This is a genomic window from Amycolatopsis sp. NPDC051372 (genome assembly GCF_040682095.1).
Classification (GTDB): domain Bacteria; phylum Actinomycetota; class Actinomycetes; order Mycobacteriales; family Pseudonocardiaceae; genus Amycolatopsis.
This window is the reverse complement of sequence record NZ_JBFBAF010000030.1, coordinates 112,927-138,606: the sequence shown is the minus strand read 5'-3', so window position 1 is coordinate 138,606 and position 25,680 is coordinate 112,927. Positions and strand designations below refer to the sequence as shown.

Here is a 25,680-nt window from a genome sequence, read left to right as displayed (position 1 = left end):
GGCGTAGCCGCGGTCGTCGGTGTCCCACTTCGCCAGGTCCGCCTCGACGCCGCGGATGCGGGCGACGACGCCGTCGACGACGTAGACGATCGCCTTCAGCCGCGGCCAGCGGGCCGCGGCGATCGGGACCACTTGCGGTCCGCCTCCAGCTGCACCTTCTCGCCGGCGCCGGTCTCGCCGTAGCGGCGACTGGTGTCGGCGTCGATCTTGCGGGTACGAGTGTTGCGGTAGACGACCAGCGCGCAGTCGCCGCCGTCCTTGTAAGCGTGCAGCTGCCGGTAGAGGGTGGTGCGCCCAACACGGAAGGTCTCGGCGATCTCGGCGACGGTGTGCTCCCCCGCGTCATACATCCGCTGCGCCTGATCCAACTGCCGCTGCGTCAACGCCGGGGGCCGGCCACCGACGCGGCCACGGGCCCGGGCGGCGGCCAGGCCGTCCATCGTGCCCTCGACGATCATCTCCCGCCCGAAGATCCGGTGGAGCGCGACCTGTTCGGCCGCCCCCCATCGTTTCGTCAGGACCGCGCCGGCGGCCATTCGTCCACAAAGGAGGGTGGGACGCCGGGCTTCCGGTGCCCCACCCTCAACCGCCCGATCAGAGTCCGGCAAGCACCGCGAACGGATCGGCCACCCCACCGTTGTCGACGGCGGCGATGCGGCGGCCCAGCGTGAAGGTGGCGCCTGGGGCGAGGGTGATCTGCCGCTGGGTCATGGCCCAGATGCCGCACGCGTAGACGGTGAAGCCGAGCTCGTCGTAGAGCAGGCCGTAGGTCTGGCGGTCGGAACCGGTCATGCCGAGCCAGGGGGACGTGGGAGTGAAGTCGGCAGGCGCGGAGGCGGTGATGGTGCCGTGACCGGCGATGCCGCTGCGCTGGCCGGTGCCGTCATGGTCGAGGACGTCGCCGAGCCAGACGGTGCGGGCCACGTCGCCGGTGTTGGTGAACACCGTCTCCGCGCGCACCCACGGCTCGCCCGTGCGCACGCCGAACGTGGTCACCACGCCGATGCCGGCCACCGCGGTGCTGACGCCGGTGACCCGGATCTCGGTCGGCGAGATCAGGTCGACGGCGGTGGCCCGCACGGTCAGCTGCTGCCACGCATTGCCGCCGCGAGGCTGCGACGCCGAGGCGTAGGGCAGGTTCATCCAGTCCAACTGATCGAGGTGGCCGACGGCGGCGAGGTCGAGCGGTTTGCCGAGCGTCACACCGGGCAGTTGCGGGTCGGTGGTGCCGGCGGAGATCGCCAGGGCGAGCAGGTCGTTGGCCAGCACGAAGTCCGACGCGGTGGCCTGCGACTGCGGACCCGGCACCGTGCGGCCCTTCGCCGCTGTGGCCACCGACCTGGTGAGGTGGAAGTCCACTGTGGCCCCACCCATCGCGCCGATCGCCGCCGGTGCTGAGGCCAGGTCGTAGCCGACGCCGTTGACGCGCAAAGTGTAGGTGCCCGGCGGGGCGAAGGCGACGTACTGGCCGGCGGGGTCGGTCGTGACGGCGACGAGCCGCGAGCCGTCCTCCCGGTGCACGGCGACCTCGACGTTGCCCAGCGGCTTGCCGTTGGCGCGGTCGGTGACCACACCGGCCAGGCCGTCGCCGTCATCGACCCGGTACGCACCCGGCACGCCGTCGCGCACTTCGTAGGCCGCGATGGTGTATGCGGGCGATGCCGCGTCGCTCGCGTTGAGCACGATCCGCAGGTCGCTGCGCCACGTCTCACGCGTGACCTCGCAGCGCACGTAGCCGCGGTAGGTGCCGTTGTAGAACTTGACGTGCGGGTTCGCCGGCAAGCCGAGGCGGACGTCGGCGTCCCAGCCCGCGCCCGACGAGATGGACGAGCCCACGAACTCCGTGGCGATGGTGCGCGACTGCGGGTCGTCGAAGTCGGTCTTGAGGTCGTTGACCCAGTGCGTGTGCCAGTCGCCGCTCAGCACGACCGGGTTGGCGGGGCGCTCGCGGGCGATGAAGTCGAGGATGCGCGCACGGGCCGGCGGGTAGCCGTCCCACTGGTCCAGGTTGACGATCTTGCCCGGGCCGAGGTCGTAGTCGAACTGCGCCATGATGGTCTGCTGCGCGATCACGTTCCACGTGGCCCTCGACGCGGCGAGCCCCTCGAGCAGCCAGCGCTCCTGCTCGGGCCCGGTGAGCGTGCGCGCCGGGTCGAAGACCTCGCCGGTCGGTTCCTTGCGGCCGTCACCCAGCGCCTGGTCGGAGCGGTACTGGCGGGTGTCGAGGATGCTGAACTCGGCGAGCCGGCCGAAGCTCATCCTCCGGTACATCAGGGCGTCCGGACCGTGGGCCTGCTGTTCGGGACGCATCGGCAGGTGCTCGTAGTACGCCTGGTAACCGTTGGCGCGGCGCTCCAGGAACGGCCGCCCGTCGCCGACGCCGCCCGCGACGTCGCCGGCGTAGTTGTTCTGCACCTCGTGGTCGTCCCAGGTGAGGAAGAACGGGAACCGGGCGTGTGCCGCACGCAGGTCCGGCGAGGTCTTGTACAGCGCGTGCAGCCGGCGGAACTCGTCGAGGCCGCCCTTGGTGGTCTCGTAGATATAGTCGCCGAGGTGCACGACGAAGTCGAGGTCCTGCGCGGCCAGGTCCCGGTAGGCCGGGTACGGCCCGCCCACCCACGATTGGCACGAAACGAAAGCGAATCGCATCATGTCCGGCTTCGCACCGGGCGCCGGCAGCGTGCGCGTGCGGCCGGTGCGGCTGCGGACGCCGTCGGCGGTGAAGCGGTACCAGTACCACTGCTCCGGCGCGAGGTCCGTGGCCAGCACGTGCACGGTGTGCGCCGACTCGGGCACCGCGGTGACCTCCCCGCGCCCGATCACGTGACGGAAACCTTCGTCGCGCGCCAGCTCCCACGTCACCCGCACCGGCTCGGCCGGCATCCCGCCGGTCGCCGCGTCGAGCGGATCCGGCGCGAGCCGCGTCCACAGCACCACGCTGGTGTGGTCGGGCTCACCGGAGGCCACGCCCAGGGTGAAGGGCGCGGGGTCGAGCTCAGCCGCTTCCGCGAGCTGCCCCACCCCCAGCGCCACGGCGCCGACCGTGCCACCGGCCAGTGTCAGGAACCGCCGCCGATCCAGGGAAAACGTCGCCATCTGTCCGTCCCGTCCGTTCTCTCGTCGAACCTGGGCGAGCGTGCAGGACACGGGTGCCGGGCTCGTGGCAATGGGGTGAACGGATTCGGTACACCGGACGTCCGGTACCGGCTACGCCATGGGTCGCTGGCCCTCGAGGGGATCAGTTGGCCCGGCCGATCGAGCTTCACCCCCACAGTCCTCCGGGGGCCGGTGCGCGGTGCGGGCCAGGATGTCCAGCAGGCCGCGTTCCGGGAGGCGCTGATGGATCGCGTCTTCCAGGGCGAGCGCGGATGGGCGCCGGTCGGCGCCTTTGCGGCGGCGCAGGATCGGGCGGCCGTCCTCGAAGGGACAGGTCGGTGTTGTGCGGGAACCCGGCGTCGACCACCGCGGCGACGTCGGTCAGCGCCGCCCGGTAATGCGCGGTGAGCTGCTTCGGGTCTGAGGGGATCCCGGCCTGGCCGCAGAACTTCTCGGCCAGAGGAACGCATTCGTCCCAGGACATCAGCTGCGCGTGCAGGTTGGCGTAGGAGTCAGCGCCGACCACGGCGATGTCGCCCGAGCGCAGCTCGGAGGCGAGGTAGGAGAACACGCACACCTCCAGGTGGCGGCGCACCTTGCCGGGCCGGTCCTTCACCACCAGGACTTTGCGCGACGCCTCGGTGACGAAGTCGATGTCGATCGCCACCGTTACCGCGTCGGCCAGCAGGGCCGCAATCCCGGCGCAGGCCAACTGCGCCTGTTCTGACGGCCGGACGAGGCTGTCGCCCGCAACGCCCTGGGCACCGCACGCCACGCGGTGTGCTCCACCAGCCCCTTTTGTATTTCCCGGGGATTCTCAAGATCCGGGACGCCATCACCGCCGGCGAGCTGCAGCCAGGGGATCGCCTCCCCTCCGGCGCCGAACTGCAGGCGCGGTACGGCCTCGCGCCGATGACCGTGCAGAGCGCCATCCGGGAACTGCGCGGAGAAGGTCTGCTGGGCCGCTACACCGTGCCGAACGTCCCCGAGGGCACCTACCAGGTGTCCGCGTCCGCGCCCGACATCTCGGCCACCGAGCCTCGGCAAGTCGGTGTCACGGGCAAGAAGTCCCACGCCGGCACGGACTTCGCGTTGCCTCGCCCGGCCGCGACCCAGCAGGTCTCGTTGACCGGGACCGGACAGGAGGTCCACGCGGACGCAGCAAGCAGGTTCACCAGCTCATCGTGCAGATCCGCGGAATGGCCACGTCGGGTGCGGTTCCCGTCTCCGCGGTGATGTGGTGGTTCGCGGCCGCGCTCGGCACGATCGGCTCACCTTCGGGGTTGGCTAGTGTCTCCCGCGACACCGACCTCCCGGGGGAGACGACGGCGATCTCCAACACCCGGCCGTGAAGATCGGTGGACTCGGTGTCGGACAGCGCTGCGCGAGACGCCCGCCAACCCCGAACTGTCCCAGCGCAGAAGAAGCTCCTCGGTAGCAGGCGCCGAAAAACGCCGTGATCTGCTGTCAGTTTCCCTGTCCGGATTTGAGTGGTTCCCGGCCGGACAGAGGCGGCACTGAACCCGCGTGGTCGGCAGTATAGAGGTGAACAGATCATCGTTTCGTCATCGTTGACGGGAATCTCAGAAAGCTGACATGGCTCTTCCTTCGCTCCTCCTCGTCCCGGGTTCCTGGCACAAATCAGGCCATATGAAGCGTCTGGTGGACGAACTATCAGACGTGGACGTGCACACAGTGGATCTGACCAGCTCGGGTGATGACCCGGCCACGCTGGGAGACATGTACGAAGACGCGGCGCAGATCGCCGCCGCGGTCGCTGCCATCGACGGCCCCGTCGTGGTCTGCGCGCACTCCTACGGCGGAATTCCCGTGACTCAGGCCCTAGCGGGTGCGAGCAACGTTAAGCGCATCGTCTACCTGGCCGCGTTCCTGCTCGACGTCGGTGAGTCCATGCTGTCCAGTGTGGGGGGCACGCCCGCCCCCTGGTGGAAGATCAACAGCACGGACGGCGAGAAATACGTCGAAGCCCTCGATCCCGTGGAGATCTTCTACGGGGATGTCGACCCGGACCTCGCCCAGGAGGCGGTTTCGCAGCTCGGCTACACGTCGTATTCGGCGAATGTGCAAAAGCAGACCGAAGTGGCCTGGAAGACCATCCCCAGCACTTACGTCATCTGCGAGGCCGACAACGCGTTCCCGCCCTTTGCCCAGGACCTGTTCGCCCAGCGAGCCGGAAGGATCCACCGCATGAACACCTCCCATTCGCCATTCCTCTCACAGCCAGCTGCTCTGGCGCAGATCCTCAGAGACGAGCTCGCCTCCGCCGATGTCCGCTGATCCGGCCCTGGTACTTGTGCACGGCGCTTGGCACGGCTCGTGGTGCTGGGAGGCCCTGCTGCCCGAGCTGGCCGGCGTCGACGTCCAGACCGTGGAATTGCCCAGCGTGGTGGCTCCGCCGGCAGGGTTGTACGCCGACGCCGAGGTCCTGCGAGCGGCGGTGGCGGCTATACCCGAACCGGTTGTGGTGTGCGCGCATTCCTACGGCGGGGCGGTGGCTTCGCAAGCGTTGGCCGGGCTGCCGAACGTCACGCATGTCGTGTACCTGTGCGCGTTCGCCCTCGGCCGGGGCGAGTCGGTGCTCGGCGCGGACAAACCTCCGTGGTCTCGCATGCGGGACGACGGCTTCATCGAAGTCCGCACCCCGGAGAACGTGTTCTTCAACGACCTGCCCGAGGAAGCCGCGCGCTCGGCAGCCTCCCACCTGCGACTGCAGCACTCCTCCGCCTTCACTGAGCAACAGACCGAGGCGGCGTGGGAAAATCTACCCACGACGTACGTGGTGTGCACCCAGGACCAGGCCATCCCACCCCAGGCGCAGCGCCAGATGGCCGCCCACATCGGCGGCAAGGTCCTCGAGATCGACACGTCGCACTCGCCGTTCCTGTCCCAGCCACACGTGGTCGCCACCATCCTCCGCGAAACACTGGCCACCAACATTGAGACAGCACCAGCGCCCTAAAGGCCCCGCTTCTTGCTTATTCCCAGCGCCGTGCCGATCTCCCCGCCGGATCAGCCTGATCTACACGCACGGGGCTGATACCCCCCTCTGACGCTGCGTACGTAACTCTTCCGTAGTTCTTCCGAAGCGAACCCCGAAGTCGCCAGCCACTCTGAATGGGTACGAAACACCCGCGCACGAGGAAGGAAAAGCGACGAACACCTTGAGTGAACTCGGCGCGCTGCACCTGACCCGCCCAGGTACCGCCGCCGGACCGGACAGCTGGGCCGCCTGGCACGAGCGCCGCGCGCTCGTGCTGGACGCCCTGGCCGCCGAAGGCAGCACGCTGGCAGCTGCCTCCGCCGCGGCGGCACACCGCAAGGCAACCGAACTTGGGAAGTAGCCGGCTGAAACCGGACGTAGCCATGGGCGGCGGCCCGAGGACCGTGCCTCGCGCGGGCGGCGCGCGAGGGCGCTGCCGGTCAAGCAGCGGCCGGCAGCGCCACCTTTATAGTTCTCAGCGACGGTTGCCACGGTCGCAGCCGGGCTGGTCATCGCGGTGTTGCGCACGATGGACGGCTCCCAGATCGACATCGGCCCGATCCATATCGTCGGCGGCGCCGACATCCCCGCCCGCCGCGTAGTCCCCGAGCACGGAAGATGGCTCGGACGCGGCATCCAGCCGCGCCGGGCCACCGGTGCTCCGGGGGCGCCGATCGGCTGGCCCACTGCTCACCCACGCGTCCCAAAGGGGTTTGTCCTCCCCTCAAGACGTCCGGCGAGGGGCGCAACGGTCTTTGCTCCGCCGGCGGGGGAACGCCGACGGGCGTGTCAGCGGGGATGTTGCGGGGGTCGCGGCTGCGCGGATAGGTGTGGCGCTCGCCGATCGTGCCGTCCATGTTGCGGATGAAGTGCTCCACGCCGCGTTCGACCGCCATCTCCCGGCCCTTGGCCACGGCCTCTTCTTTCTGATCGTGCGTGTGTGAGGCCTGCTGGTTGCCCTCGACCTTGGTCTTCCACTGGCCGGCCTCGTAGTAGCTCTCGACGTCGCCCTTCACGTGCCTTCTTCCCTGCCGGAGCGTGCACTCGCGCACACCCTCGGCGTTCGAATACCCGGGCCCCCGCCACAGGGAACGTCGGTTTTGAGCAACCACCCGGCGGGGTAAATTCGGATGCCCCGAGGAACGCGTGGCGGCGGAGTGAGGGGAGGAGACGAAGTAGATCTCGCCGACCTCGAAAAGGAGCACTACCTCGACGTCGACAACCCCGAAGACTACTTTCCGGTTGACGAGGATTTCGCTTACGAGAGCTGGCGCGACGACCGACTAGCCGAATTGTAAACAGACAAATCGCTAGTCCGGAGAAGCACCCCTCCGGTGCCGGCGAGCCCGGTGACCCGGGGTCTGGGAACCCCCGGACTCGCAGGGCGCGACGCTACGCGAGCGCGGCGCCCCCGGGGCGAGCACCCAAAAGGCTCTTCCCCGGTCCTCGCACGCACGCGACGTCGCCTCGTTCACCGCCGCCGAGGCCGACCAGCTGCGCCGCGCCAAGGGCTCGAAACGCTCCAGCGCGAAGATGGCGCGGCTGGCGGGCCGGTTCTTCGAGGGCAACTACGCCAACCGGATCCCCCGCGACCTGGCGGTACGGATCTTCGAGCAGATCCACGCCTTCTCCGGTTATGGTTTCCCCGGTCTGCCATGGGTTCAGGAATTCCGAAGGGTCTGCTTGGGGAACACGAGTGCCGACCGCCGGGTTCGTGAAGTCTGGCAGCCGGGTTCGCGGGCGAGCCGAGTGCCTGCGGCTGCAGGTGTCGCGCTGCCGCGATTCCTCGCCGGTGCGCAGCTGCGGGAGCTGCCCACGCGTCGCCACTTGCCCGGAATCGCCCGGCGACTACTGCGGTTCAGCCACGCCTGCCTCGAGCACCGCGAGGTTGCGCACCGCGTAACGGTGGTGCTCGGCTTCTTCCTTCAGCACTACCTTGAGGCAGCGGCGCACGACGTACTCCTGCTCGGGATACGGGTCTGCCGGTTTGCGGCCGCACACCCGGTCGAGCTCGGCCGTAGTGAGCCCGTCGACGACCCGCCGCATCGCGGCCATGCGGGCGAGACGCGGCGCGAGCACCTCGTCGAGCGTCGGGGTGGCTTCGAGGGTGAGGCCGAGCTTCGCCGCCTCATCGGGCGGCGTCCCTCCGGCGGGGAAGCCCAGCGGGTGGTAGGGCGCTTCCTCCTCGAGCACGGCGTTGCCGAGCCAGGCATCGCAGGCGAACAGCAGATGCCGTTGTGTTTCGACAAACGACCACTCGCCGTCGACCTGCTCGTGCAGTTTGGCCGCGGGCAACAGCCTCGCCCGGTTGAGCGTCGCGCTCCACAGGGTCTCGATGGCGTCCCAAGCAGCCCGGTAGTCCTCGGGAGAAGCCGCATTCCGCGCCAGCGCCCGCGCGGGGTGCCGGCGGTCGAGCTCGGCCTCGACGTAGGCGGTCACGTCGACGTCGTTGACGACGAGGCGCTCGAAGTAGCCACCAAGGTAGACGTCGCTGCCGTAGCAGTCGACGATCTTCAGACCGTTCACCTCGCAATCGCGGATCTCGAGGCCGGCGAGGTCGCACAGGTGGATACGGGCACCGCGGAATTGGTCGCTCTCGGCGTATTCGGAAGCCATCGAAGCAGTCTCGCTGACTCGTCCGCACGCGCCACGTTCGGAAGCGGCCTGGCCGTCGACTCGATACGCGGCGCCGGACGGCACAGCACGACGAGGTCTTGGCCCAGAAGTGACAGTTCGGGATCCCCTGGTTGACCGGCCCGCCGACGGTCTTCGGGTGACGGAGCTCAGCGACAAAGACCGCTTGTCCGTCCTGAACGCCTTCTACGCGTTAGTAGTCACCCGTTCCGGTTCGTCACGTCCTATTGGGCAATCCAACCGCACTCGTCGACCGCGTCTCCCACTTCTTGTACTGCCGCTCGGTCCTCCGTCGCCGTGCCCCTTACTGGGGCGCCGAAAATGGGGTGAGGTGCCCCGGTCGCGGGCGTAGCGTCGGCGACCATGATCGGTGAGGTGAACACCGGAGATGACCCGGCGGACGGCTGGTTCCCCGAGAGCGTGGCCGCGGGCTACGACGGCCCGGGCGGCGCAAACTTACCCGAGCTGGTGACGCCTGTGGTGGACGTCCTTGGGGATCTGGCCGACGGTCCGGTACTCGAGTTCGCCGTTGGGACCGGTCGGATCGCCGTGCCGTTGACCGCTCGCGGCGTGCCGGTGAGCGGCATCGAATTGAGCCGGGCGATGGCGGCGCGGCTCGGGAGTAAGCCGGGTGGCGCCGCGGTCGAGGTCACGATTGGTGATATGACGACGACGCGGGTGGCCGGCCGGTTCTCGATGGTCTATCTGGTGTACAACACGATCAGCAACGTGACCACGCAGGATGGGCAGGTCGACGTCTTCCGCAATGCGGCCGCGCACCTGCGGCCCGGAGGGTTGTTCCTTGTCGAAGTAGGCCTGCCGGACCTGCGCCGCCTGCCACCCGGACAGGGCATCGTCCCGTTCGCGGTGGCCCGTGATCGCCGTCGTAGGCGGTTGGACCGTGCTCGGACACCCGGAAAAGGCAGTACTGGCCGTCAGCGGGTCGCGGCTCGTCCGTCGCTTCGGTGTACGTGCCCGATGCTCGGGATTGCGCGGCGCCGGTGCGAGACGAGGCAGGCTTGCTGCGCCGACGGGCTGGAACGATGTTCGTCAGGAACAGCTGGGGCTGGCGCAACTCGCCGATTCGATGCATCTCAGTGATGCGGTGCTCACCGGTCGCGTGTGCCAGGAACCGGGCATTTTCCCAGCACAGACGGCAATGCCCTCGGCGTAGGGACGCTGTCCGCGCACACGTCCGGCACGTGCCGGGCGGCCAGGCGCGGTCGTGGGCGTAGCAGCCGGTGCACCGCTGCCGTGCGAACATCAGGCCCCAGCCCAGACAACCTTCGCAGGTATCGGCAGCCCGTGCGGTCGACCAGGACTTCATGCCGGCGGCAGCGATCGCCCGTCACGCCGCCGCGGCGTCACCTTCGGCCGCGTCACGTCGGTGTCGCCTGTCGCCGCCAAGCGCCCGGTGTCGCGCGTGGGCATCGGGAAGACTTCCGGCTCCGGGGTCATGATCTCTTCAAGGCCACAGTCGAGCACAGCGCACAGGGCGTCGAGGTCGGAACCCTTGAAGCTGGCGGGGTTTCCCGACCAGAGCCCAGACATCTTGCCCACCGAGAACACGACACCGCGTTCGGCCAGCATCCGCTGCAGCTCGCTGGCTTTCCAGATGCCGCGCTGAGCGGCAGCCAAGCGCAGGTTCCACTTCATGGCAGGAGTCCTTCCAGACGACCCGCGGCCCGCTGCTGGCCTGCGAGCAGCGCTTCCTCGATCCGGGTGCGGTGAATGTGCACGTACTTCATCGTCGTGGCCACCCACGCGTGCCCGAGAATCTCCTGGATCGACAGCAGATCGGCCCCGGCCAAGTAGAGCTCGCTGGCGCAGAAGTGCCGCAGTACGTGCGGTGACAACCGCCCGACCCAATTGGGCAGGTGCATGGCCGTCACCGCCGCAAGACCAGTCCGCAGCGCATTACACCCAACGCGGCAGGACGACCCGTCGCGGTTGCGCCGCTCGGACAGGAACAGAGGTACTCCAGGCCGGGTGTGGTCGTCGCCGAAGTGGCCCCACACGTCCTCGACGAACCACCGCAGCAACCGATCAGCGCCGTTGATCAACGGCACCATGCGCTCCCGAGGCCCGCTGCCGCGGCTTCCTTTGCCGACGCGGACGTGTAGCTTCCCGAATCGTCCGAAGTCCCACTTCACGTCGTCCAGATCCAGGCACCTGGCCTCGTTGATCCGCAGCCCCACCAGCGACGACAGCTTCGCCACCGTGTAGTTGCGGGCCGTCGGCGCTAACTTGCGGCACGTGACCAGCTCGTCGCGCCACCCGGCGAACAACACGTCGAGCTCCGCCGCGGTCGGAGGAATCCGCAGCCCCGCGGTCTTGTCGCCGCGCGGCCGGTTCATCTCATCGATCGGGCACTCGACCACACGGTCGGTCAACTCGTGGAGCTCGACCTTGTGTCGCAGCTCCAGGAACGCGAAGTACGTCGTCAGTGACTGCGCGCGAGCATGCCGAGTCCCGCGAGCGGCCTGCCGCATCGCCACCCCGAAGTAGCGGTCCGCATCCGCTGGCTGCATCTCCCACAACGGCCGCTCGAACCAGCCTCGCACGTGCTCCAGATTCGACACGTCGTGTCGGATCGTGCTGTCGGCCAACCCGGCCGACGCGCGCGCCAGCACGAACCCCGTCATGACGTCGGTCTCGAAACCTGCGAGCTGCTCCGCATCGACCACCGGGCGCCGATCGCGCAAGTCCTGCACTACCGCGAGCGCCAACCCCACCACCCCTACTTCACGAGCGCTGTTGATCTATCGGAATCTACGTAAGAGTTTCAGAAATACTGAAATCTTGTCATCGTGAGGTGGATCACCCACAAGCCCAGCGAACGCGCTGGGCCTGCATACCGTCGCCCCGCGCTTCCGCCCTGACGAACCCATGAACCCGGGCGGTGTCGCACAAGGCCCACTCCATGAGCTTCGCGCTGCTGGTCTACGCCTCGGCGTGGTTCAAGCGCTACTACCCCGCCGCGTCCCCGCAGTCGCTCGTCGCCGGCGCCGATGCCCGCCGACATGGCGTCGTCACGCACAACCCCGACATGAACCTCTCACTGCCGCACGCCACCGTCGAACGGGACCCCGACTCCGCTGGCGGGGTGGCGATCCGCCTCGGCCTGGCCAGCATCCGCCAGGTCGGGCAGGACGTCGCGGAACGGATCGTCGACGAGCGCGACGCCGGCGGCCCGTACGCCTCGATCGGGCAGCTGACCCGAACGCCTCAGCTCGACCGGCCTGTCGTCGAAGCCCTCGCCACCGCCGGCGTGTTCAGCGACCTCGGCCCGGACCGCCGCGCCGCGCTGTGGGCCGCCGGGGCCGCCGCCGCGACCCGCCGAGCACCTGCCCGGCCTCGCGCTCGGCCACGACGCACCCGCCCTGCCCGGGATGAGCGCCTTCGAACTCGCCACGGCCGACCTGTGGGTTACCGGCATCACCCCCGACCGCCACCCCATCGAATTCCCGCGCGCCCACCTCAACCAGCTCGGCGCCATCCCCGCCGGCCGGCTCCTCGACGTCTCGGACGGAACCCGGGTCAAGGTCGGCGGCGCCGTCACCCACCAGTAGCCCCCGGCCACGGCGGGCGGGATCACCTTCCTCAACCTCGAGGACGAGACCGGCATGGCCAACATGATCGTGTCGATCGGGCTCTTTCACCGGAGTAAGCGGCTGCTGCAGAACTACAGCGCGTTCGTGGTCCGTGGGATCGCGCAAGTCGGGCAGGGCACGGTCTCGCTCGTCGCCGACCAGTTCACACCCCTGGACCTCAAAGCCCTGGCGTCGAAATCGCGGGATTTCCGGTAGAGGCCCCGTCGGCCTGGTTCAGGCCCCCGCGCTGGCGCGGTGGTCTCGTGCACCCCACCCTGGTGCCTGGACGGTGCCGCCGGCCCTGTCTCCGGCGGCCCGGTGCGGGGTTCGGCTCGGGTTGGGGCCGCGTGTACGCCGCGCTCGCACGACGGCTAACCCGTTTCCGGTATCCGGAAATCCCCGGGTCGTTCCGGCTAGTTGATCAGATCACTCGGATGAGCTGTCTTTTCCGGTCGCTCGGCGCTCGTCTTCGTGCCGCTGGTTCCAGGCTGCGACCTTCCGTTCCCGACGGCTGTCGAAGTGCGCGTCGCGCCGGGTCTGCCAGGGAGACATGGCCAGCCGGCGGGTGACGAGGAGCCGGTGCGGCGTGAAGTCCGGGTCTGTTTCCTTGGCCACTTCGAAGCCGGCCGCCGTCAGGATCGTGTACATCGAGTCCTGCATCGTCTCGAAGATGGCGTTGTTCAGCCGATTGAACGCGGCCGCCTCCGGCCCCTCCCAGAACGGGTCGTCGCCCCAGGCGTCCTGCGTAGCGTCGGTCAGGATGGTGTGCGTGTTCCAGTCAACCGTGACGCGGTTGTCCGATTCTTCGATCAAGACCTCCGCGCCCGCGGTGAACTCCACCAGTTGCCCCGGGGTGACCGGAAGTCCGGCGGCCACCAGCTCAGACTTGACCATCTCGGCGAGGCTCCTCAGCGAAAGGCGACTCAGGTAGTCGTCGTCATCGGGACCTTGGGGCAGGTTCACGGCTATCAGGTTCACGGCTGCTACATCGCCGCAGCTCGCTGTGGTGCAACACCAAGGGCGCCGGTGATCAGCTGTCGCTCGGGTCGGTTGGGGCCATTGCGCCGCACTCGACCATGCCCTGCAGCGTTTCGGGCGGTAGCAGTGACCGGCGTGGCCGACCGTGTTCCGGGGCGAACGGCGGGCTCGCCCCTTAGAAACGTCGACCGGAGTCCGCATCCCGGGCTCGGTCTGGCTCGTGACCGCCACCCGCCCGCAGGATGACCAGAGCCAATCCACTCTGAGGTCTCGACCATCACGACGCTCCCAACCCAACCGTGAGCATCGTGACACCAGCACTCACCCCTTGTCCGGTCAACGGTGTGGCGCCGGCACCGACAGCTATGGCTGAACAGCCCGGCGCTGCTGGTGCGCGGCAACGCCCAAGTCGGCCAGAGCACCATGTCGCTGGTCGCCGACCAGGTCACCCCACTCGACCGCAAGTCACCTGCCGAGGCGTCGCGGGCCTTCCGCTGACCTGGCCGCGCCGACCTAGCCCGAGCCGACCGTCGGCTCCGGGATACGGGAAATCGGCTGGGGCAGCCAACGGGCCGCTCACAGAGCGGGATCAGCTCGCTTGCCGGTAGCGGTCCAGGATCGCCGTGTGCAACGCAGGTCCTGAGACGTCGAAGGTCAGCATGATCTCGGCTACCAACCCCTCGTTCATCCTGGTCAGGCTGAGGGCGAGGTGTTCGACAACGATGTGCCGATCGTGCCCGGCCTGCGCCTCGCGGACGCTGTACTCCAGACTCTTCTTGGCACGCGCGGTGAACGGCAGGTACCCGGGAGAAGCCGCCCCCACGGCGCGGTAACGACCGGTCACCGCCGAGGCGGGAACCGAGACGGCAGCGACACGACGTCCGCGGCGAAGCAAGCGCGGCGGGATCGCACGACCGGAGACTCAGCCGCGACGGGCGCGGCCCACGGTGCACAGCATTGGCGGCTTCGGCACGAGCCTCGGCACCGAAGGACGCCACGATCCGCGCGCACAGCGTCGAGATCGATCCCGACGGCCGCCAGCGCGTCCCCGTCAAGGTCTCCGAACAGTCTGGCACCGCCACCAAGGCCGACCCGGCGGACGATTTCCTCCTCGACGCGGTCCGGCGTGATGCCCCGCTCGCGCAGGACGTCGGCAGCGGGCCGGTCGGTGGAGGAAACGGCGAGCAGGAGATGTTCGCAGCCGACATAGCGGTGCCCGAGCCGACGAGCGTGTTCGGGGGCATGGACAACCACGGCGGTTTCGGGTTCGTAGGAACCGGTCCACCACGAATGGAGGTGTCCACGGGCGGTGAGTCGTCGAAAGCAGCGAACAACGTCTCCACGAGGGCGTACCTGTGGCCGGGAGATGAGCGGAGCCGCAGTCGCCAGCACGGGTGTTTGTGGATGAACCACCACCCGCTGGTCATGCCGTCGTCGTCAGCGAGGTGAGCAGCGGGGCCGGGTGATGGGCGGCGGTGCGTTCGGCGTGGTCCCAGTTGCAGAAACGAATGCGAAAGCGCGGCGACTCCGGTTGTCCGTCCTCCAATTCGCCTTCGGCGGCGGCGAGTAGCGAGCCGAGGGCAACGCGTCGCGAGACAGAGCGGCGCAACGCCGGCGTATCAGTCCTGAAACCCGATTATCTTCTTGACCGCCGTTTTGATTCCCCGTTCGACCCGGGTGACCGGCAGCCGTTCGAAACGGAACTCCGGAGACACGATCCGTCGCGCGCCGAAACGTTCCTTGAACTGGCCGAGTGTCCCGGTGCCGGATTCGCCGAGGTAGTAGTAGCGGCACCTGGCCTCGCACGCGTCCTGGATCGCTCGCGCCTGTATCAGATCGGTGGCGCGGTAGTGCTTCAGTCGTTCGTCCATGGCCCCGCGGAAGTCGTGCGCGTTGACACCTCGTGCTACGAGGCAGGCCGCGGCGGGCCGGCCGTCGACGCGGGCCACCCACACCTGGAAGCGATCGCCCAGGCGGCGCCCGATCGCCTCGAACTTCTCACGTGGGTCGCGCCGGTGCAGTCGGCGCCTCGCGAGCCACGCCGGCTCGTGCTGCTGGCGCGCCCATCGCAGGACCGCTCGTTCCATCAGTGCGTAGAACTCCGGAACGAGTTCGCCCCCGGTGCCGCGTTCCACCGTGACGCCCTTGCGCTCCGCAGTCCGGACACCACGCCGGGAGTTCTTGGTGAACCGCTGCGTCCACACCTCGTCCCACCCACCCTGCAAGTCGAGCAAGTGCACGTGGTGCGGATGGACCAGAGCTCGCGGGTGGTGCGCGTCGCGCCACGCGTCCACCTCAAGTGGGCCCGGCGACACGGACTGGACCACAACGCGCCGCTTCGCCAGGTCCTCGAGCACGGCGTTGACCTCACCGGCCTGCACCCCACCCGCCGCGAGGAGCCCACCGAGCCCACACGCCGGCGGATTGGACTGCTCCGCCGTGAAAAACCCGACCGCCAGCGGACGCCGGAGCATCGGCAGGACGAGCGTCCGCCCTCCGGCCGTTACATACAGCCTGCTCGCATCTCGCAGCGGATGGGCGTCGCACATCGCGTCGGCCCATTCCGGAGATTGGCTTTCCAGAGCGTACGGATCACTGCGCATGATCGCCACCCACTCCGCACGAGGAGCCGGACTGATCATTTTCACCAATCCGTCAGCGGCCGGTACGTCCACCCGCCCATCCGACAGATTTTGCACACCTTTCCTGTCCATGACGCGGCCCCGTTCGCTCTTCACCCGCGGCCGTTGCCCCAGGTGGCATACCTCGTGATTCGTCCGATTCGCCGCAAGAGTTACACAAGATCGTTGAAATTTCTGCCCGGACAAGTCATCCCGATCGGTAGTTCCGCTGTAACAGCCGCAACCGGATCAGCGAATTCCCGATGATGAGGTGATGTCGCGAATACACGCGGCGAATCTGTGCACACGAGCGGCGAACCATGCTGGAGGGCTCTTCGATGAGGCATTCGCACGGCGAGAAACCGATCTTCGACGGTGATCTGCTCGTCGTGGCCGACCTGCTCTCCGACTTGACCGAAATCGTCCACCGGCTGATCGATCGCGTGGCCGCACAGGACGTCCTTGACGCCTATCTGCTCGCCGCCGCCGCGGTCCAGATCGTGGAAGACCACCTCCAGCGGGACACTTTCGCCTTGCACCGCGCCGTCTCGTACCTCCGTGACCGGGGCACAGCCGCGGTCGTCCCCGAGTTGCTGGGCAAGGTCGCCACTGCCATTGAAATAGCGACATCGTCACGGGCCGCCGAGCGGCGAGCAATCCGCTGGCGGGACACCGCGGCGACGTTGCGCGACGTGGCCGCCCTGCACGTGGTCACCGACCCATCGGAGGCCAAGTTCGAGTCGTGGGCGACCGCTGCCGTCCGCCTGCGCGGCTCCCTCCCCTCGCTCGACCGCGACCTCGCCGGTGCGGTCCTTCGGATTCCGTCGTGTTTCCGGAGTTTCGATCAGGAACCGGCCGACATGGTCGCGCTCGCGACGCGGCTCCGGCTGCGGTATCCGGACCGCGGACGGCCTGTTGTCGTCCTGGGGGTGCGCACTTCGGGCAGCTACCTCGCCCCGCTGGTCGCGGCGGCGTTGCGCGACGCCGGCTTCCGAGAGGTGCACGCCGAGACGGTACGGCCGAACCACCGGCTGCGGCCGCCCTTGCGCGCGCTGGTGCGGTCGGCCGCATGGCGCGGAGGCAGGATCGCCGTGGTCGACGACCCACCCGAGACCGGGCAGTCGGTCGCCGACGTCGCGTCCGCCGTCTGCCGGGCCGGAGTGCAGGAAAGCGCTGTCACGTTGCTGCTGCCTCTGTTCGCCGACACCCCGCCGGCTACTTTGGCCCGCTACGACTCGGTCACGTTGCCCTATCGCGAGTGGGCGATCCACGACCGGCTCGAGACCGAGGTCGTGGTGCGGTCGCTGTCCGCGCTGCTGGGCCGTCCGGTTCGTTCGGTCAGCCGGGTGCCTCACATCGGGGTGTCCCGCGGGCGGGAGCACGCCCGCGCCGTGTTCGACGTCGGGTTGCCCGATGGCGAACCCCGGCGCATCGTGGCCGCCGGGGCCGGGCTGGGGTTCTTCGGGAGGCATGCGCTCGCCGTCGCGCACGCGGTGTCCCACCACCTGCCCCGCACCTACGGTTTCCTCGACGGGATCGTGTTCCGTGACTGGTTGCCGACCGAGCAGCGGCTCCGGGCCGCCGGTCCGGCCGACGCGGAACGGTTGGCCGGCTACGTCCGCGACCGGGCGGCCGCTCTGCCGGCCGGAGCCGACCACGCCGCCGGGCTGGCCGGCCGGCAACCGGTGTGGGAGGCGGCGAGCCGGGTGCTGCAGCGCAACTACGGCCGCGCCGGCGTGGTGCTGCGGCCCGTTCTTCTCGATCCTCTGATCCGCCGTCTGTGCGAGGTGGCCGAGCCCTCCGTGGTCGACGGCGCGACCGGCCTCGACCACTGGTTCCGCGGTGTCACCAGGCTGTACAAAGTGGACGCTGATGTCCGCGACTTCGCCAACACCGATCTGGCCTGCTACGACCCGGCGTACGACCTGGCCGGAATCGATCCGGGTAGCGCGGACCCCGAGTTCGCGGCGTCCCTGCGCCGGGAAATGCCGTGCGATCCCGAACGGTTCCTCCTCTACGAACTCGTGCACCTGTGGGACCGGGAACGCGAGGGCCGGGCCGTGCACCGCGCCGGCGCGCGAGCCGTCCAGCACTACCTGCGTGAAGTGCTGTTCGCCGGAGTGCACGCCGCTGCGGATGGCGTGGTGTGCGCACTCGATGTGGACGGGGTGCTCGAATCGGACGCGCTCGGGTTCCCCATGGCCACACCGACCGCCGCACTCACCTTGCGCGCGCTGCTGGCCCACGGCTTCCGGCCGGTCCTGGTCACCGGCCGTTGCTTGGACGAGGTCCGCGAGCGGTGCACGTCCTACGGCTTGGCGGGTGGTGTCGCTGAGTACGGATCGGTCGTCTTCCACGACGGAGCGGCGCACGATCTCGTCCCCGGGCAGGGCGCGGACGCGCTCGCCCGAGTCCGCGACGTCCTGGCGACCCGGACCGACGTGGTCGTGGACGAGGACTACCGGCGCATCGTCCGCGCCTACCGGCGCGGTTCCGGTGGCGTTCACCGGGCCCTGCCCGCTGAGGTGGTCGAGCGCGTGCTGGAGCAGGTGGGAGGCGCCGTCTCGCATCTGCGCGTGATCGCGGGCGACGGCCAGACCGATTTCGTCGCCGCGGCGGTGGACAAGGGCACGGGGCTGGCCGTCCTCGCGGCCCGGCTCGGGGTCGACACGGTGTCGTGGGCGGTCGGGGACACCGCGGCGGACCTGCCGATGCTGGAGGCCGCGACCGCCGCCTACGCACCCGGTAACGCGGACGAGCGGGTGCGCGCGTCCGGGGTGCCGGTGCTTCGCCGGCGATACGCCGCGGGGACCGCGCGGGCCGCGGCGCTGTTGCTCGGCCATCGTCCGGGCGCCTGCGAGAGGTGCCGTCCGCCTGCCCACACCGCGCGCACCCGCACCTTGCTGACCCTGCTCGACGCGTCCAACGCGGGCGCGCGAGGACTGCCCGGGGCCGTCGCCCGGTGCTTGTCGAGGGCCGCGGTGAGCACCCGATGACGACCGCGATGCGCGGGCAACCGGAGCGAGCGGTCGCTGCCCGCGGGGCACCTCCCCGCCGCTCCCTGTACGGCCACGGCTACGCCCTGGTCCTGAGTTCGGCGCTGACCTCCGGGATCGGCCTGGTGTTCTGGATCGTCGCCGCGCGCAGCTACGACCAGGCCGTACTCGGCCGCAATTCGGCACTGGTCTTCGCGATCATGTTCCTGGCCGGGATGGCACAGCTGAACCTGGTGAACCTGCTCATCCGGTTCGTCCCGGTGGCCGGGCCGCGGACACGCCGTCTGGTGGCCCTGGCCTACCTCATCGGCGGCGGGCTGGCGGGTCTGGCCGGTCTGGTTTTCGCGCTCGGCATCCGCTGGTGGTCGCCGGACCTGGCAGAGCTCCTGCACGGTCCCGTCGCGGTCGCCGGCTGTGCCGGCGCCTGCGCGGTCTGGGCCATCTTCGTGATGCAGGACGGGGTGCTGACCGCCATCGGCCGGGCGCGGATGGTCCCTGTCGAGAACCTGGTGTTCTCCGTGGTGAAGCTCGGATTGCTCGCGGCCCTCGCGGCGGCGTTGCCCCACGGCGGGATCACCGTGTCGTGGATGGCCGCCACCGCGGTGGCGGCACTCGCGACCACCGCGTACCTGTTCCTGCACGCGCTGCCCGTGTACGAGGGCACAGCGACCGCCGGCGAGCGGATTTCGCTGAGGTCGCTTGTCGGCTACCTGGGCGGTGACTTCGCCGGTGCGACGTGCTGGCTCGCGTGCACCCAGCTGCTGCCGGTGCTGGTACTCGGTGTGCTCGGCGCCCGGCCGACCGCGACCTTCGCGGCGGCGTGGACGATCGCCTACGCGCTCTACCTGGTCCCGGCGGCGATGGGACAGTCACTGGTGGCGCACACGGCGCTCAACCCCGAGAGCGTGGCAGCGGCCCGGGCGGGGGTCGAGCGGCGGTCACTGTTCCTGCTGTTGCCGGTGGTCGCCGCGCTGGTCCTGGCCGCGCCCTGGGTGCTGCGGCTGCTGGGCCCCGCCTATGCCGATGCCGGCCGCTGGGTCCTGCCGCTGATGGCGGCCTCGGCGTTGCCGAACATCGTCGTCGCGGCCGCGGTGAGCCAGGCCCGTGCGCTCAGGCGGACCGGGGTGGTGGCCACGGTCCTCGGAACGCTCTCGGTGCTCGTGCTGGGCCTCGCTTTGGTCCTGATGCCGGCCTTCGGCATCGTGGGGGTCGGGCTGGCCGTGCTGGCCGGGCAATCCGTCCTGGCGGGCATGATCTTTTTGCTGCGGGCCGAGTGGGTGCCGCGGCCTATCGTCGGCCCGCTCGCCGACGTGCGAAGCCGGGGCTTGCTTCGCCGGATCGCCCCGACCGCACTCAGGTCCCGGTCGTGGTGCCTCCAGCACCGGTTGCGCGGGCTGTCGGATTCCGCGATCGCGTCGGTCGGCCCCGGCGACCGCCGGGCAGCGCTGCTCAAGGTCGCCGACACCGAGCAGGGACGAAAAGCGCTCCTTCGGGAGGTAAGCGCACTGCGCCGGCTACATGAAGATCTCCGGCTGGACGGCTGGCGGCACCTGGTGCCGGCCGTGTACGACGTCGGGGACGCACTGGGCGCCTCCTACAGCATCCAGCAACTGCTGCCCGGCGCGGACGCGCGCGCCCGCATAGCCGATCCGGCAGGACGCAACCGGTTCGCCGCCGCGGCGCTCACCGCCCTTGCAGGACTGCACCAGTGCACCGCGGAACTGACCCGGGTCGACGAGCGCCTGGTCCGACAGCACGTCACCGCGCCGGCGGAACTGGTCCGTGCGGCGGTCGCGAAACGCGCCGGATCCGCGGTCGACCAGCTCGTGGCCGAGCTCTCCGCGGGACTGCGGGACCGACGTCTGCCCGTGGGATGGATCCACGGCGATTTCAGTGCCGACAACGTACTCATCGATGCCGACGACCAGGTGACCGGCGTCGTCGACTGGGGGCAGGCGACCAGCGCCGGGCTCGTCGCCGTCGACGTGGCCGGCCTCGTACTGGCCACGGCGACGGCGGCGAGCGGGCGGGAGCTCGGCGCGGTGGTCTGCACGTGGCTCGCTCCGGGTGCAGCGCCCGCACTCGCCGAGGTGCTGCACCAGCGAAGCACGCTGGGTGGTGACCCGGTACCCGTTCGCACGCTCGTGCTGCTGGGATGGCTGCACATGGTCTCGGCCAATCTCGCGAAGTCCTCGCGCTACGGCGCCAACCCGATCTGGTTGCGCCGCAACGTCGTCGCGGTGCTACGCACGATCCGCCAGGAGCTGCCGTGAGCGCCGATCCGGCGTCCCGCGCCTGGGCGAGCCGGCGAGCCGGCCGCAACTCCGAGCAGACCATGGTCCGCGACGGCGCGTCACTGGTCGTGGGCGCCGTGCTGACCTCACTCGTCGGCGTCGCCGCGTGGGTCGTGGCCGCTCGCCTGCTGCCCCAGGACGAGGTCGGGCACGCTTCCGCATTCGTGTCCGGATTTCTCCTGGTGGCCGGCCTCGGCGACCTGGGACTGGGCGCCGCCCTGATGCGCTGGGTTCCCCGCGCCGGTGTCCGCCGCACCGGGCTCATCGCCCGCTGCTACGGCCTCGTACTCGTCGGTTCCGTAGTGGCGGCGGTTGCCGTCCTCCTGCTACCCACCGGCGACGAGATCACCGAGAGTCTTCCCCGCTTCAGCACCGCCGCGTTCCTGTTCGCCGCAGTGGCCTGGGCGCTGTTCCAGTTCCAGGACGCCGTGCTGGTCGCGCTGGGCCGGGCCCGCTGGGTGCCCTACGAGAACGCCACGATCGGCCTGGCGCGCGTCGGCATCCTGGCACTCGCCGGACCCGCGCTCGGCGCCACCGGCATCCTGCTGTCGTGGATCCTCCCGGCCGTCGCGGGTGTGGCGGTGATCTCCGTCGTGCTCTACCGGGTGCTCACCCGCGAACCGGAACCCTCCCTGGCGCAGCGCACCCCGGTGCTCCCGGACCGGCGCGAGGTATTGCGACTGCTCGCGCCGACGTATCCGGCGAAGGTGACCGGCGGCGTGCTGACCGACCTTGTGCCGTTGCTGGTGATCGGGAGGTTCGGCCCGGCGACGGGCGCGGTCTTCTTCCTGGTGTGGATGGCCGGGAACACCGTGGACTACGCCGCGATCAGCTTTTCCCAGTCGGTCATAGTGCGGATCGCGCACGAACCCCACCGCACCCGGGAACTATTCGGAATCGGATGCCGCAAACTCGCAATGGTCTTCATCCCGTCGCTGCTCCTCGCGGTCGCGCTCGCGCACCCGCTGCTGTCGGTGTTCGGCCAGGCCTATGCCGACCAGGGCGCGTGGTTGCTGCGCCTGGTCATGCTCGGTTGTCTGCCGAGACTGCTCATCACCCTGGTGGTCGCGGCGGGTATCGCCCACGGACGCGGACGACTCGTCGCCGCGCTGGAAGCCAGCAGCGCACTCGGGGTGATCGGCGTGGTCGCCGTGGTTCCCATAACGCACCTGAATCTGGTCGGCGTGGGCTTTCTGATCGTGCAATGCCTGGTGGCCATCGGCGCCGTCGGCGTGCTGTGGCGGTGGCGGAACCAGGCGACTCGGCCGAAAGAGGCCCTCGGATGAGCGCCCGCGGCCGGGTTGCAACGTGCGTATTCCTCGCGGCGACGTTCGCGACCGCCGCGTGCGCGCCCTCCACATCGGACGGTCCGCCCACGGCCACGCCGACCACCGCACCCGACACCGGCACCCGGGCGAACTCGGCCTTGCCGCGGCCCAGCCACGTCGTCGTGGTGGTCTTGGAGAACCACGGGACCGAGATCTCAGGCAACAGCCAGGCGCCGTACCTCAACGAGCTCGCCGCCGCGGGCGCCCGCTTCACCGACGCCACCGCCATCACCCACCCGAGTCAGCCGAACTACCTCGCGCTGTTCTCCGGCGATCCGCACGGCGTCACCGACGACTCCTGCCCGCACACGTTCAGCGGTCCGAACCTGGCCCGCCAGCTGATCGACGCAGGCTACGACTTCGGGGCGTTCGCCGAAGACCTTCCCGGTCCCGGCTACCCCGGCTGCCGGTCCGGCGACTACGTGCGCTGGCACTCGCCCTGGGTGGACTTCACCACGGTCCCCGCGGCGGTGAACCGGCCGTTCACCGCGTTCGGACCGGACTTCACGAGACTGCCCACCGTGTCGTTCGTGATCCCCAACATGTGCCACAACATGCACGACTGCGACACTCGCACCGCAGATTCTTGGCTGCGGACCCACCTGAGCGGGTACGCAAGCTGGGCAGCCACGCACAACAGCCTGCTCGCGGTGACATTCGACGAAGCCGAAGACACCTCGACGACGAACGGAATACCGCTGAGCCTGACCGGTCCGATGATCCGGCCGGGCACCTACCCGGAGCCGGTGAACCATTACCGGTTGCTGCGGACCCTGGAAGCCATATACAGCCTGCCCGCACTGGGACACGCCGCCGATACCAAACCGATCATCGATGTCTGGCGTGCCTGACCCGGGCAGCGGGCGCGGCGCCCCCCGCGACCGTCCGCAGTGGAACCGGAAACCGGCGGTCCCCGAAGCCGGTGGCGCTCTCGCCGCGGCACGCCGGCGCGCACTTGCTCTCGCCGGGCCACTGACCCGTCCCATCGGGTCGCTCATCGCCGTCCGTACGCAGGCACCGGAGGTCGTCCTGACCTTCGACGACGGGCCCGAGCCGGAGGGCACCGACCGCGTGCTCTCGGCATTGTCGGACCACGCCGCCACGGCGACGTTCTTCGTGCTCGTCGACCGCGCCCGGCGGCATCGCTCACTAGTGCAGGAAGTGCTTGCGGGCGGGCACGAGATCGGCTTGCACGGAATGGACCACCGAAGGCTCTCGCGGCTACCGTCCGCCACCGTAGGCACGCTGCTCGCCTCCGCCACGGCACAGCTGGAGGATCTCCTGGGCGCGCCGGTCCGCTGGTTCCGACCTCCCTACGGTGCGCAGACCCCGGCGGTGTGGCGCGCAGCGCGCCGTCAGGGACTCACGTCCGTCCTGTGGGGGCCCTGCGCTTGGGACTGGCTCGACCGGCCGCCCGAACTGCTTGCCGCGCAGGCCTTGCGCGGACTCGGACGCGGTGCGGTGTTGCTGGCCCACGACGGCCATGCGGGACCGGAAGACGGCGCGGACGACGGACCGCGACCGGCGTTCGATCGTGGCGATCTGGTCAGACGTGTGCTGGCCGGCCTCGACGAACGAGGGCTTCGAGGCCGCTCACTGGGCGATGCCCTGGCTACGGGCGAAGCGCGGATCGTACCGTGGTTCCTCCGATGAACCGCGGTCGGATGGCCGGTGTGGTCGCGGTTCTGCTCGCCGCAGCCCTGCCGGCCTGCTCCCCCTCGGCGAGCACGGCGGTCCCGCCGGAGCCCGTCGTGGGCGTGACACACACGCAAGACAGCGCGGACGACTACCCCGCCGCGCAGGTGGTGGCCGCGACCACGACCCTCGCCAGCCACCCGATGATCCAGAATCAGTACTTGATGGGATGGGGTGTGGACAACCCGGAACCCGCGCCAGGCGTGTTCGACTGGTCGTCCTTGGACCAGCGGATGAACCTGATCGGGCAAACCCGCGGCGTACCTGTACTCACCCTCGCCGGCGCCCCGGATTGGATGAAGGGAGGTTCGGCCGGCACCACAGACTGGAGCCGGCTGAACACCGCACCCACCCGTGCGCACTACCGGGACTTCGCAGCACTCGCCGCCGCCGCGGCGGCGCGCTACCCGCAGGTGCGGTATTTCCAGGTGTGGAGCGAGCTGAAAGGCCTGTACAACGAAGCCGCGAACCGATGGGACTACGAGGCGTACACCGAGCTGTACAACGCGGTCTACGACGCCGTGAAAAAGGTGCGCCCTGATGCTCTGATCGGTGGCCCGTACGTGGTCCTCGACACTTGGTCAGCGGCGGGAACTCCGGCGCCGTCAGCTCTGTCCGGCCCGTGGGGCGTGGTCGACCAACGTGCGCTCGACGTGATCGACTACTGGAACACGCACAAGCACGGCGCCGATTTCCTCGTCATCGACGGGTCGAGCGGCACCCGGGATGCCGGCCTGACCACCGACGCGTTCCGCGCGACGGCCATGTTCGGCGCGGTCAGCAGCTGGCTTCGAGCCCGGATCGGACTTCCGGTGTGGTGGGCGGAGTTCTACCCCACGCAACCCGGCGGACCACGCTGGTCACAGGAAAGCCCAGCTCCGGCCGCATTGACCGTGGCCGCGGTCGCCCAGGCACTGCGCGGTGGGGCCGCCCGGATGCTGCTGTGGCAGCCACAAGCCTCTGCCGACGTGCCCAGCGCGGCATTGTGGACGACGCCCACCGCGAGCACCGCCGCCGAGCCGCTGCCCCTCGCTGTGGCCTGGACCTGGCTCGCGGCCAATGTCGACACCCGGACCACGATCGACTATTCGACGGCCGGCACGATTCTGAAGATCATCGCGGAACGGGAGGTGCTCACCGTCAACCTCACCGCTGGCGAATTGATCCCGGCTGGACAAAACAGACCCGTGCCGGCTTATGGACTGCTGATCACTCCTCGCCGCTGATCGCCCACAGCCAGCGCACGAGGTTGAAAAATTGCCCAGCTGGAGATTACGGCCGCATAACGTTCAAGCTTCCGTGATTCAGACATACCAGTACCGTCCGCGTGCACGGCGTGTGGCCACGAGCGCACCGTCTGGGGTTGCCGCCAGCACAAACTCCCGCGCAGGCCCCCGAAATATGCGACCTGACCTGCGAAATTCTCGTGCCCGCCAGGACACCG

General features: G+C 69.4%; 25 protein-coding genes and 1 pseudogene. 15 read left to right on the top strand and 11 right to left on the bottom strand.

Translation table 11 applies throughout. From position 1 onward, the window contains the following. Positions 1–95: 95 nt before the first annotated feature. From AB0M56_RS37200 to AB0M56_RS37190, 3 genes are all read right to left on the bottom strand, one after another. Positions 96–536, bottom strand: a complete 441-nt coding sequence (locus tag AB0M56_RS37200; RefSeq protein WP_364185102.1) for a helix-turn-helix domain-containing protein — start codon at positions 534–536, stop codon at positions 96–98. A 58-nt stretch (positions 537–594) separates the two neighbouring features. Further along, entirely contained in the window at positions 595–3,096 is a 2,502-nt protein-coding gene (locus AB0M56_RS37195) for an alkaline phosphatase D family protein (RefSeq protein WP_364185100.1), read from the bottom strand. 166 nt (positions 3,097–3,262) lie between these two features. Continuing rightward, positions 3,263–3,871 carry a hypothetical protein gene (locus AB0M56_RS37190; RefSeq protein ID WP_364185098.1) on the bottom strand — a complete coding sequence of 203 codons (609 nt, stop codon included), beginning with the start codon at positions 3,869–3,871 and terminating at the stop codon, positions 3,263–3,265. Positions 3,872–3,876: 5 nt separating this feature from the next. Between AB0M56_RS37190 and AB0M56_RS37185 the strand changes: the two genes are divergently transcribed. The 4 genes from AB0M56_RS37185 (at position 3,877) to AB0M56_RS37170 (ending at position 6,458) form a co-directional block, all read left to right on the top strand. Next, positions 3,877–4,332, top strand: a complete 456-nt coding sequence (locus AB0M56_RS37185; RefSeq protein WP_364185096.1) for a winged helix-turn-helix domain-containing protein — start codon at positions 3,877–3,879, stop codon at positions 4,330–4,332. Positions 4,333–4,692: 360 nt separating this feature from the next. Further along, positions 4,693–5,394: an alpha/beta hydrolase gene (locus AB0M56_RS37180; protein WP_364185094.1), complete on the top strand. Its 702-nt coding sequence runs from the start codon at positions 4,693–4,695 to the stop codon at positions 5,392–5,394. After that, positions 5,384–6,076, top strand: a complete 693-nt coding sequence (locus AB0M56_RS37175; RefSeq protein WP_364185092.1) for an alpha/beta hydrolase — start codon at positions 5,384–5,386, stop codon at positions 6,074–6,076. The genes AB0M56_RS37180 and AB0M56_RS37175 overlap by 11 nt, the downstream gene beginning before the upstream one ends. A 202-nt stretch (positions 6,077–6,278) precedes the next feature. Next, on the top strand, positions 6,279–6,458 hold the full coding sequence (locus AB0M56_RS37170) for a hypothetical protein (protein WP_364185090.1): 180 nt from the start codon (positions 6,279–6,281) through the stop codon (positions 6,456–6,458). Between the two features lie 148 nt (positions 6,459–6,606). On the opposite strand, the gene AB0M56_RS37165 is transcribed toward AB0M56_RS37170, so the two are convergent. Beyond that, a complete protein-coding gene (locus AB0M56_RS37165; protein WP_364185088.1) occupies positions 6,607–7,113 on the bottom strand; it encodes a DUF2188 domain-containing protein in 507 nt (168 codons plus the stop codon). 141 nt (positions 7,114–7,254) lie between these two features. Between AB0M56_RS37165 and AB0M56_RS37160 the strand changes: the two genes are divergently transcribed. Then, positions 7,255–7,395, top strand: a complete 141-nt coding sequence (locus AB0M56_RS37160; protein WP_364185086.1) for a hypothetical protein — start codon at positions 7,255–7,257, stop codon at positions 7,393–7,395. Between the two features lie 550 nt (positions 7,396–7,945). Here AB0M56_RS37160 and AB0M56_RS37155 read toward each other — a convergent pair. Continuing rightward, positions 7,946–8,713 carry a DinB family protein gene (locus tag AB0M56_RS37155; protein ID WP_364185084.1) on the bottom strand — a complete coding sequence of 256 codons (768 nt, stop codon included), beginning with the start codon at positions 8,711–8,713 and terminating at the stop codon, positions 7,946–7,948. Positions 8,714–9,094: 381 nt separating this feature from the next. On the opposite strand from AB0M56_RS37155, the gene AB0M56_RS37150 reads away from it, so the two are divergent. Beyond that, entirely contained in the window at positions 9,095–9,832 is a 738-nt protein-coding gene (locus AB0M56_RS37150) for a class I SAM-dependent methyltransferase (protein ID WP_364185082.1), read from the top strand. Positions 9,833–10,054: 222 nt separating this feature from the next. On the opposite strand, the gene AB0M56_RS37145 is transcribed toward AB0M56_RS37150, so the two are convergent. Both AB0M56_RS37145 and AB0M56_RS37140 read right to left on the bottom strand, forming a co-directional pair. Next, entirely contained in the window at positions 10,055–10,387 is a 333-nt protein-coding gene (locus AB0M56_RS37145) for a helix-turn-helix transcriptional regulator (protein ID WP_364185080.1), read from the bottom strand. Next, positions 10,384–11,460 (bottom strand): site-specific integrase, encoded by a 1,077-nt coding sequence (locus AB0M56_RS37140; protein ID WP_364185078.1) that lies wholly within the window; start codon positions 11,458–11,460, stop codon positions 10,384–10,386. The genes AB0M56_RS37145 and AB0M56_RS37140 overlap by 4 nt, the downstream gene beginning before the upstream one ends. 194 nt (positions 11,461–11,654) lie before the next feature. Between AB0M56_RS37140 and AB0M56_RS37135 the strand changes: the two are divergent. The 3 genes and pseudogenes from AB0M56_RS37135 to AB0M56_RS37125 form a co-directional block, all read left to right on the top strand. Beyond that, positions 11,655–11,975, top strand: a pseudogene (locus AB0M56_RS37135) (hypothetical protein); the annotation flags it as partial. Positions 11,976–12,123: 148 nt separating this feature from the next. Then, positions 12,124–12,303 (top strand): hypothetical protein, encoded by a 180-nt coding sequence (locus tag AB0M56_RS37130; RefSeq protein ID WP_364185118.1) that lies wholly within the window; start codon positions 12,124–12,126, stop codon positions 12,301–12,303. A gap of 54 nt (positions 12,304–12,357) precedes the next feature. After that, positions 12,358–12,540: a hypothetical protein gene (locus AB0M56_RS37125; protein ID WP_364185076.1), complete on the top strand. Its 183-nt coding sequence runs from the start codon at positions 12,358–12,360 to the stop codon at positions 12,538–12,540. Between the two features lie 210 nt (positions 12,541–12,750). Here the strand turns inward: AB0M56_RS37125 and AB0M56_RS37120 are convergent, their stop codons facing one another. The 4 genes from AB0M56_RS37120 to AB0M56_RS37105 all read right to left on the bottom strand — a co-directional run bounded on the left by AB0M56_RS37120 (position 12,751) and on the right by AB0M56_RS37105 (position 16,130). Then, positions 12,751–13,287: a hypothetical protein gene (locus tag AB0M56_RS37120; protein WP_364185074.1), complete on the bottom strand. Its 537-nt coding sequence runs from the start codon at positions 13,285–13,287 to the stop codon at positions 12,751–12,753. Between the two features lie 604 nt (positions 13,288–13,891). Continuing rightward, positions 13,892–14,146 carry a hypothetical protein gene (locus AB0M56_RS37115; protein WP_364185072.1) on the bottom strand — a complete coding sequence of 85 codons (255 nt, stop codon included), beginning with the start codon at positions 14,144–14,146 and terminating at the stop codon, positions 13,892–13,894. Next, positions 14,143–14,556: a Clp protease N-terminal domain-containing protein gene (locus AB0M56_RS37110; RefSeq protein WP_364185116.1), complete on the bottom strand. Its 414-nt coding sequence runs from the start codon at positions 14,554–14,556 to the stop codon at positions 14,143–14,145. Before AB0M56_RS37110 ends, AB0M56_RS37115 begins: the two co-directional genes overlap by 4 nt. Positions 14,557–14,921: 365 nt before the next feature. Beyond that, entirely contained in the window at positions 14,922–16,130 is a 1,209-nt protein-coding gene (locus tag AB0M56_RS37105) for a GNAT family N-acetyltransferase (protein ID WP_364185070.1), read from the bottom strand. Positions 16,131–16,261: 131 nt separating this feature from the next. On the opposite strand from AB0M56_RS37105, the gene AB0M56_RS37100 reads away from it, so the two are divergent. Genes AB0M56_RS37100 through AB0M56_RS37075 form a run of 6 tightly spaced genes read left to right on the top strand, consistent with a single transcriptional unit; the run spans position 16,262 to position 25,462 of the window. Further along, entirely contained in the window at positions 16,262–18,919 is a 2,658-nt protein-coding gene (locus tag AB0M56_RS37100; RefSeq protein WP_364185068.1) for an HAD hydrolase family protein, read from the top strand. Continuing rightward, complete coding sequence (locus AB0M56_RS37095) at positions 18,916–21,192, top strand: phosphotransferase (RefSeq protein ID WP_364185066.1); 2,277 nt, start codon at positions 18,916–18,918, stop codon at positions 21,190–21,192. Before AB0M56_RS37100 ends, AB0M56_RS37095 begins: the two co-directional genes overlap by 4 nt. Then, a complete protein-coding gene (locus AB0M56_RS37090) occupies positions 21,189–22,499 on the top strand; it encodes a hypothetical protein (RefSeq protein ID WP_364185064.1) in 1,311 nt (436 codons plus the stop codon). The genes AB0M56_RS37095 and AB0M56_RS37090 overlap by 4 nt, the downstream gene beginning before the upstream one ends. Then, on the top strand, positions 22,496–23,392 hold the full coding sequence (locus tag AB0M56_RS37085) for an alkaline phosphatase family protein (protein ID WP_364185062.1): 897 nt from the start codon (positions 22,496–22,498) through the stop codon (positions 23,390–23,392). The genes AB0M56_RS37090 and AB0M56_RS37085 overlap by 4 nt, the downstream gene beginning before the upstream one ends. Then, positions 23,376–24,194: a polysaccharide deacetylase family protein gene (locus tag AB0M56_RS37080; RefSeq protein WP_364185060.1), complete on the top strand. Its 819-nt coding sequence runs from the start codon at positions 23,376–23,378 to the stop codon at positions 24,192–24,194. Before AB0M56_RS37085 ends, AB0M56_RS37080 begins: the two co-directional genes overlap by 17 nt. Next, positions 24,191–25,462 carry a hypothetical protein gene (locus tag AB0M56_RS37075; protein WP_364185058.1) on the top strand — a complete coding sequence of 424 codons (1,272 nt, stop codon included), beginning with the start codon at positions 24,191–24,193 and terminating at the stop codon, positions 25,460–25,462. Before AB0M56_RS37080 ends, AB0M56_RS37075 begins: the two co-directional genes overlap by 4 nt. Positions 25,463–25,680: the final 218 nt, after the last annotated feature.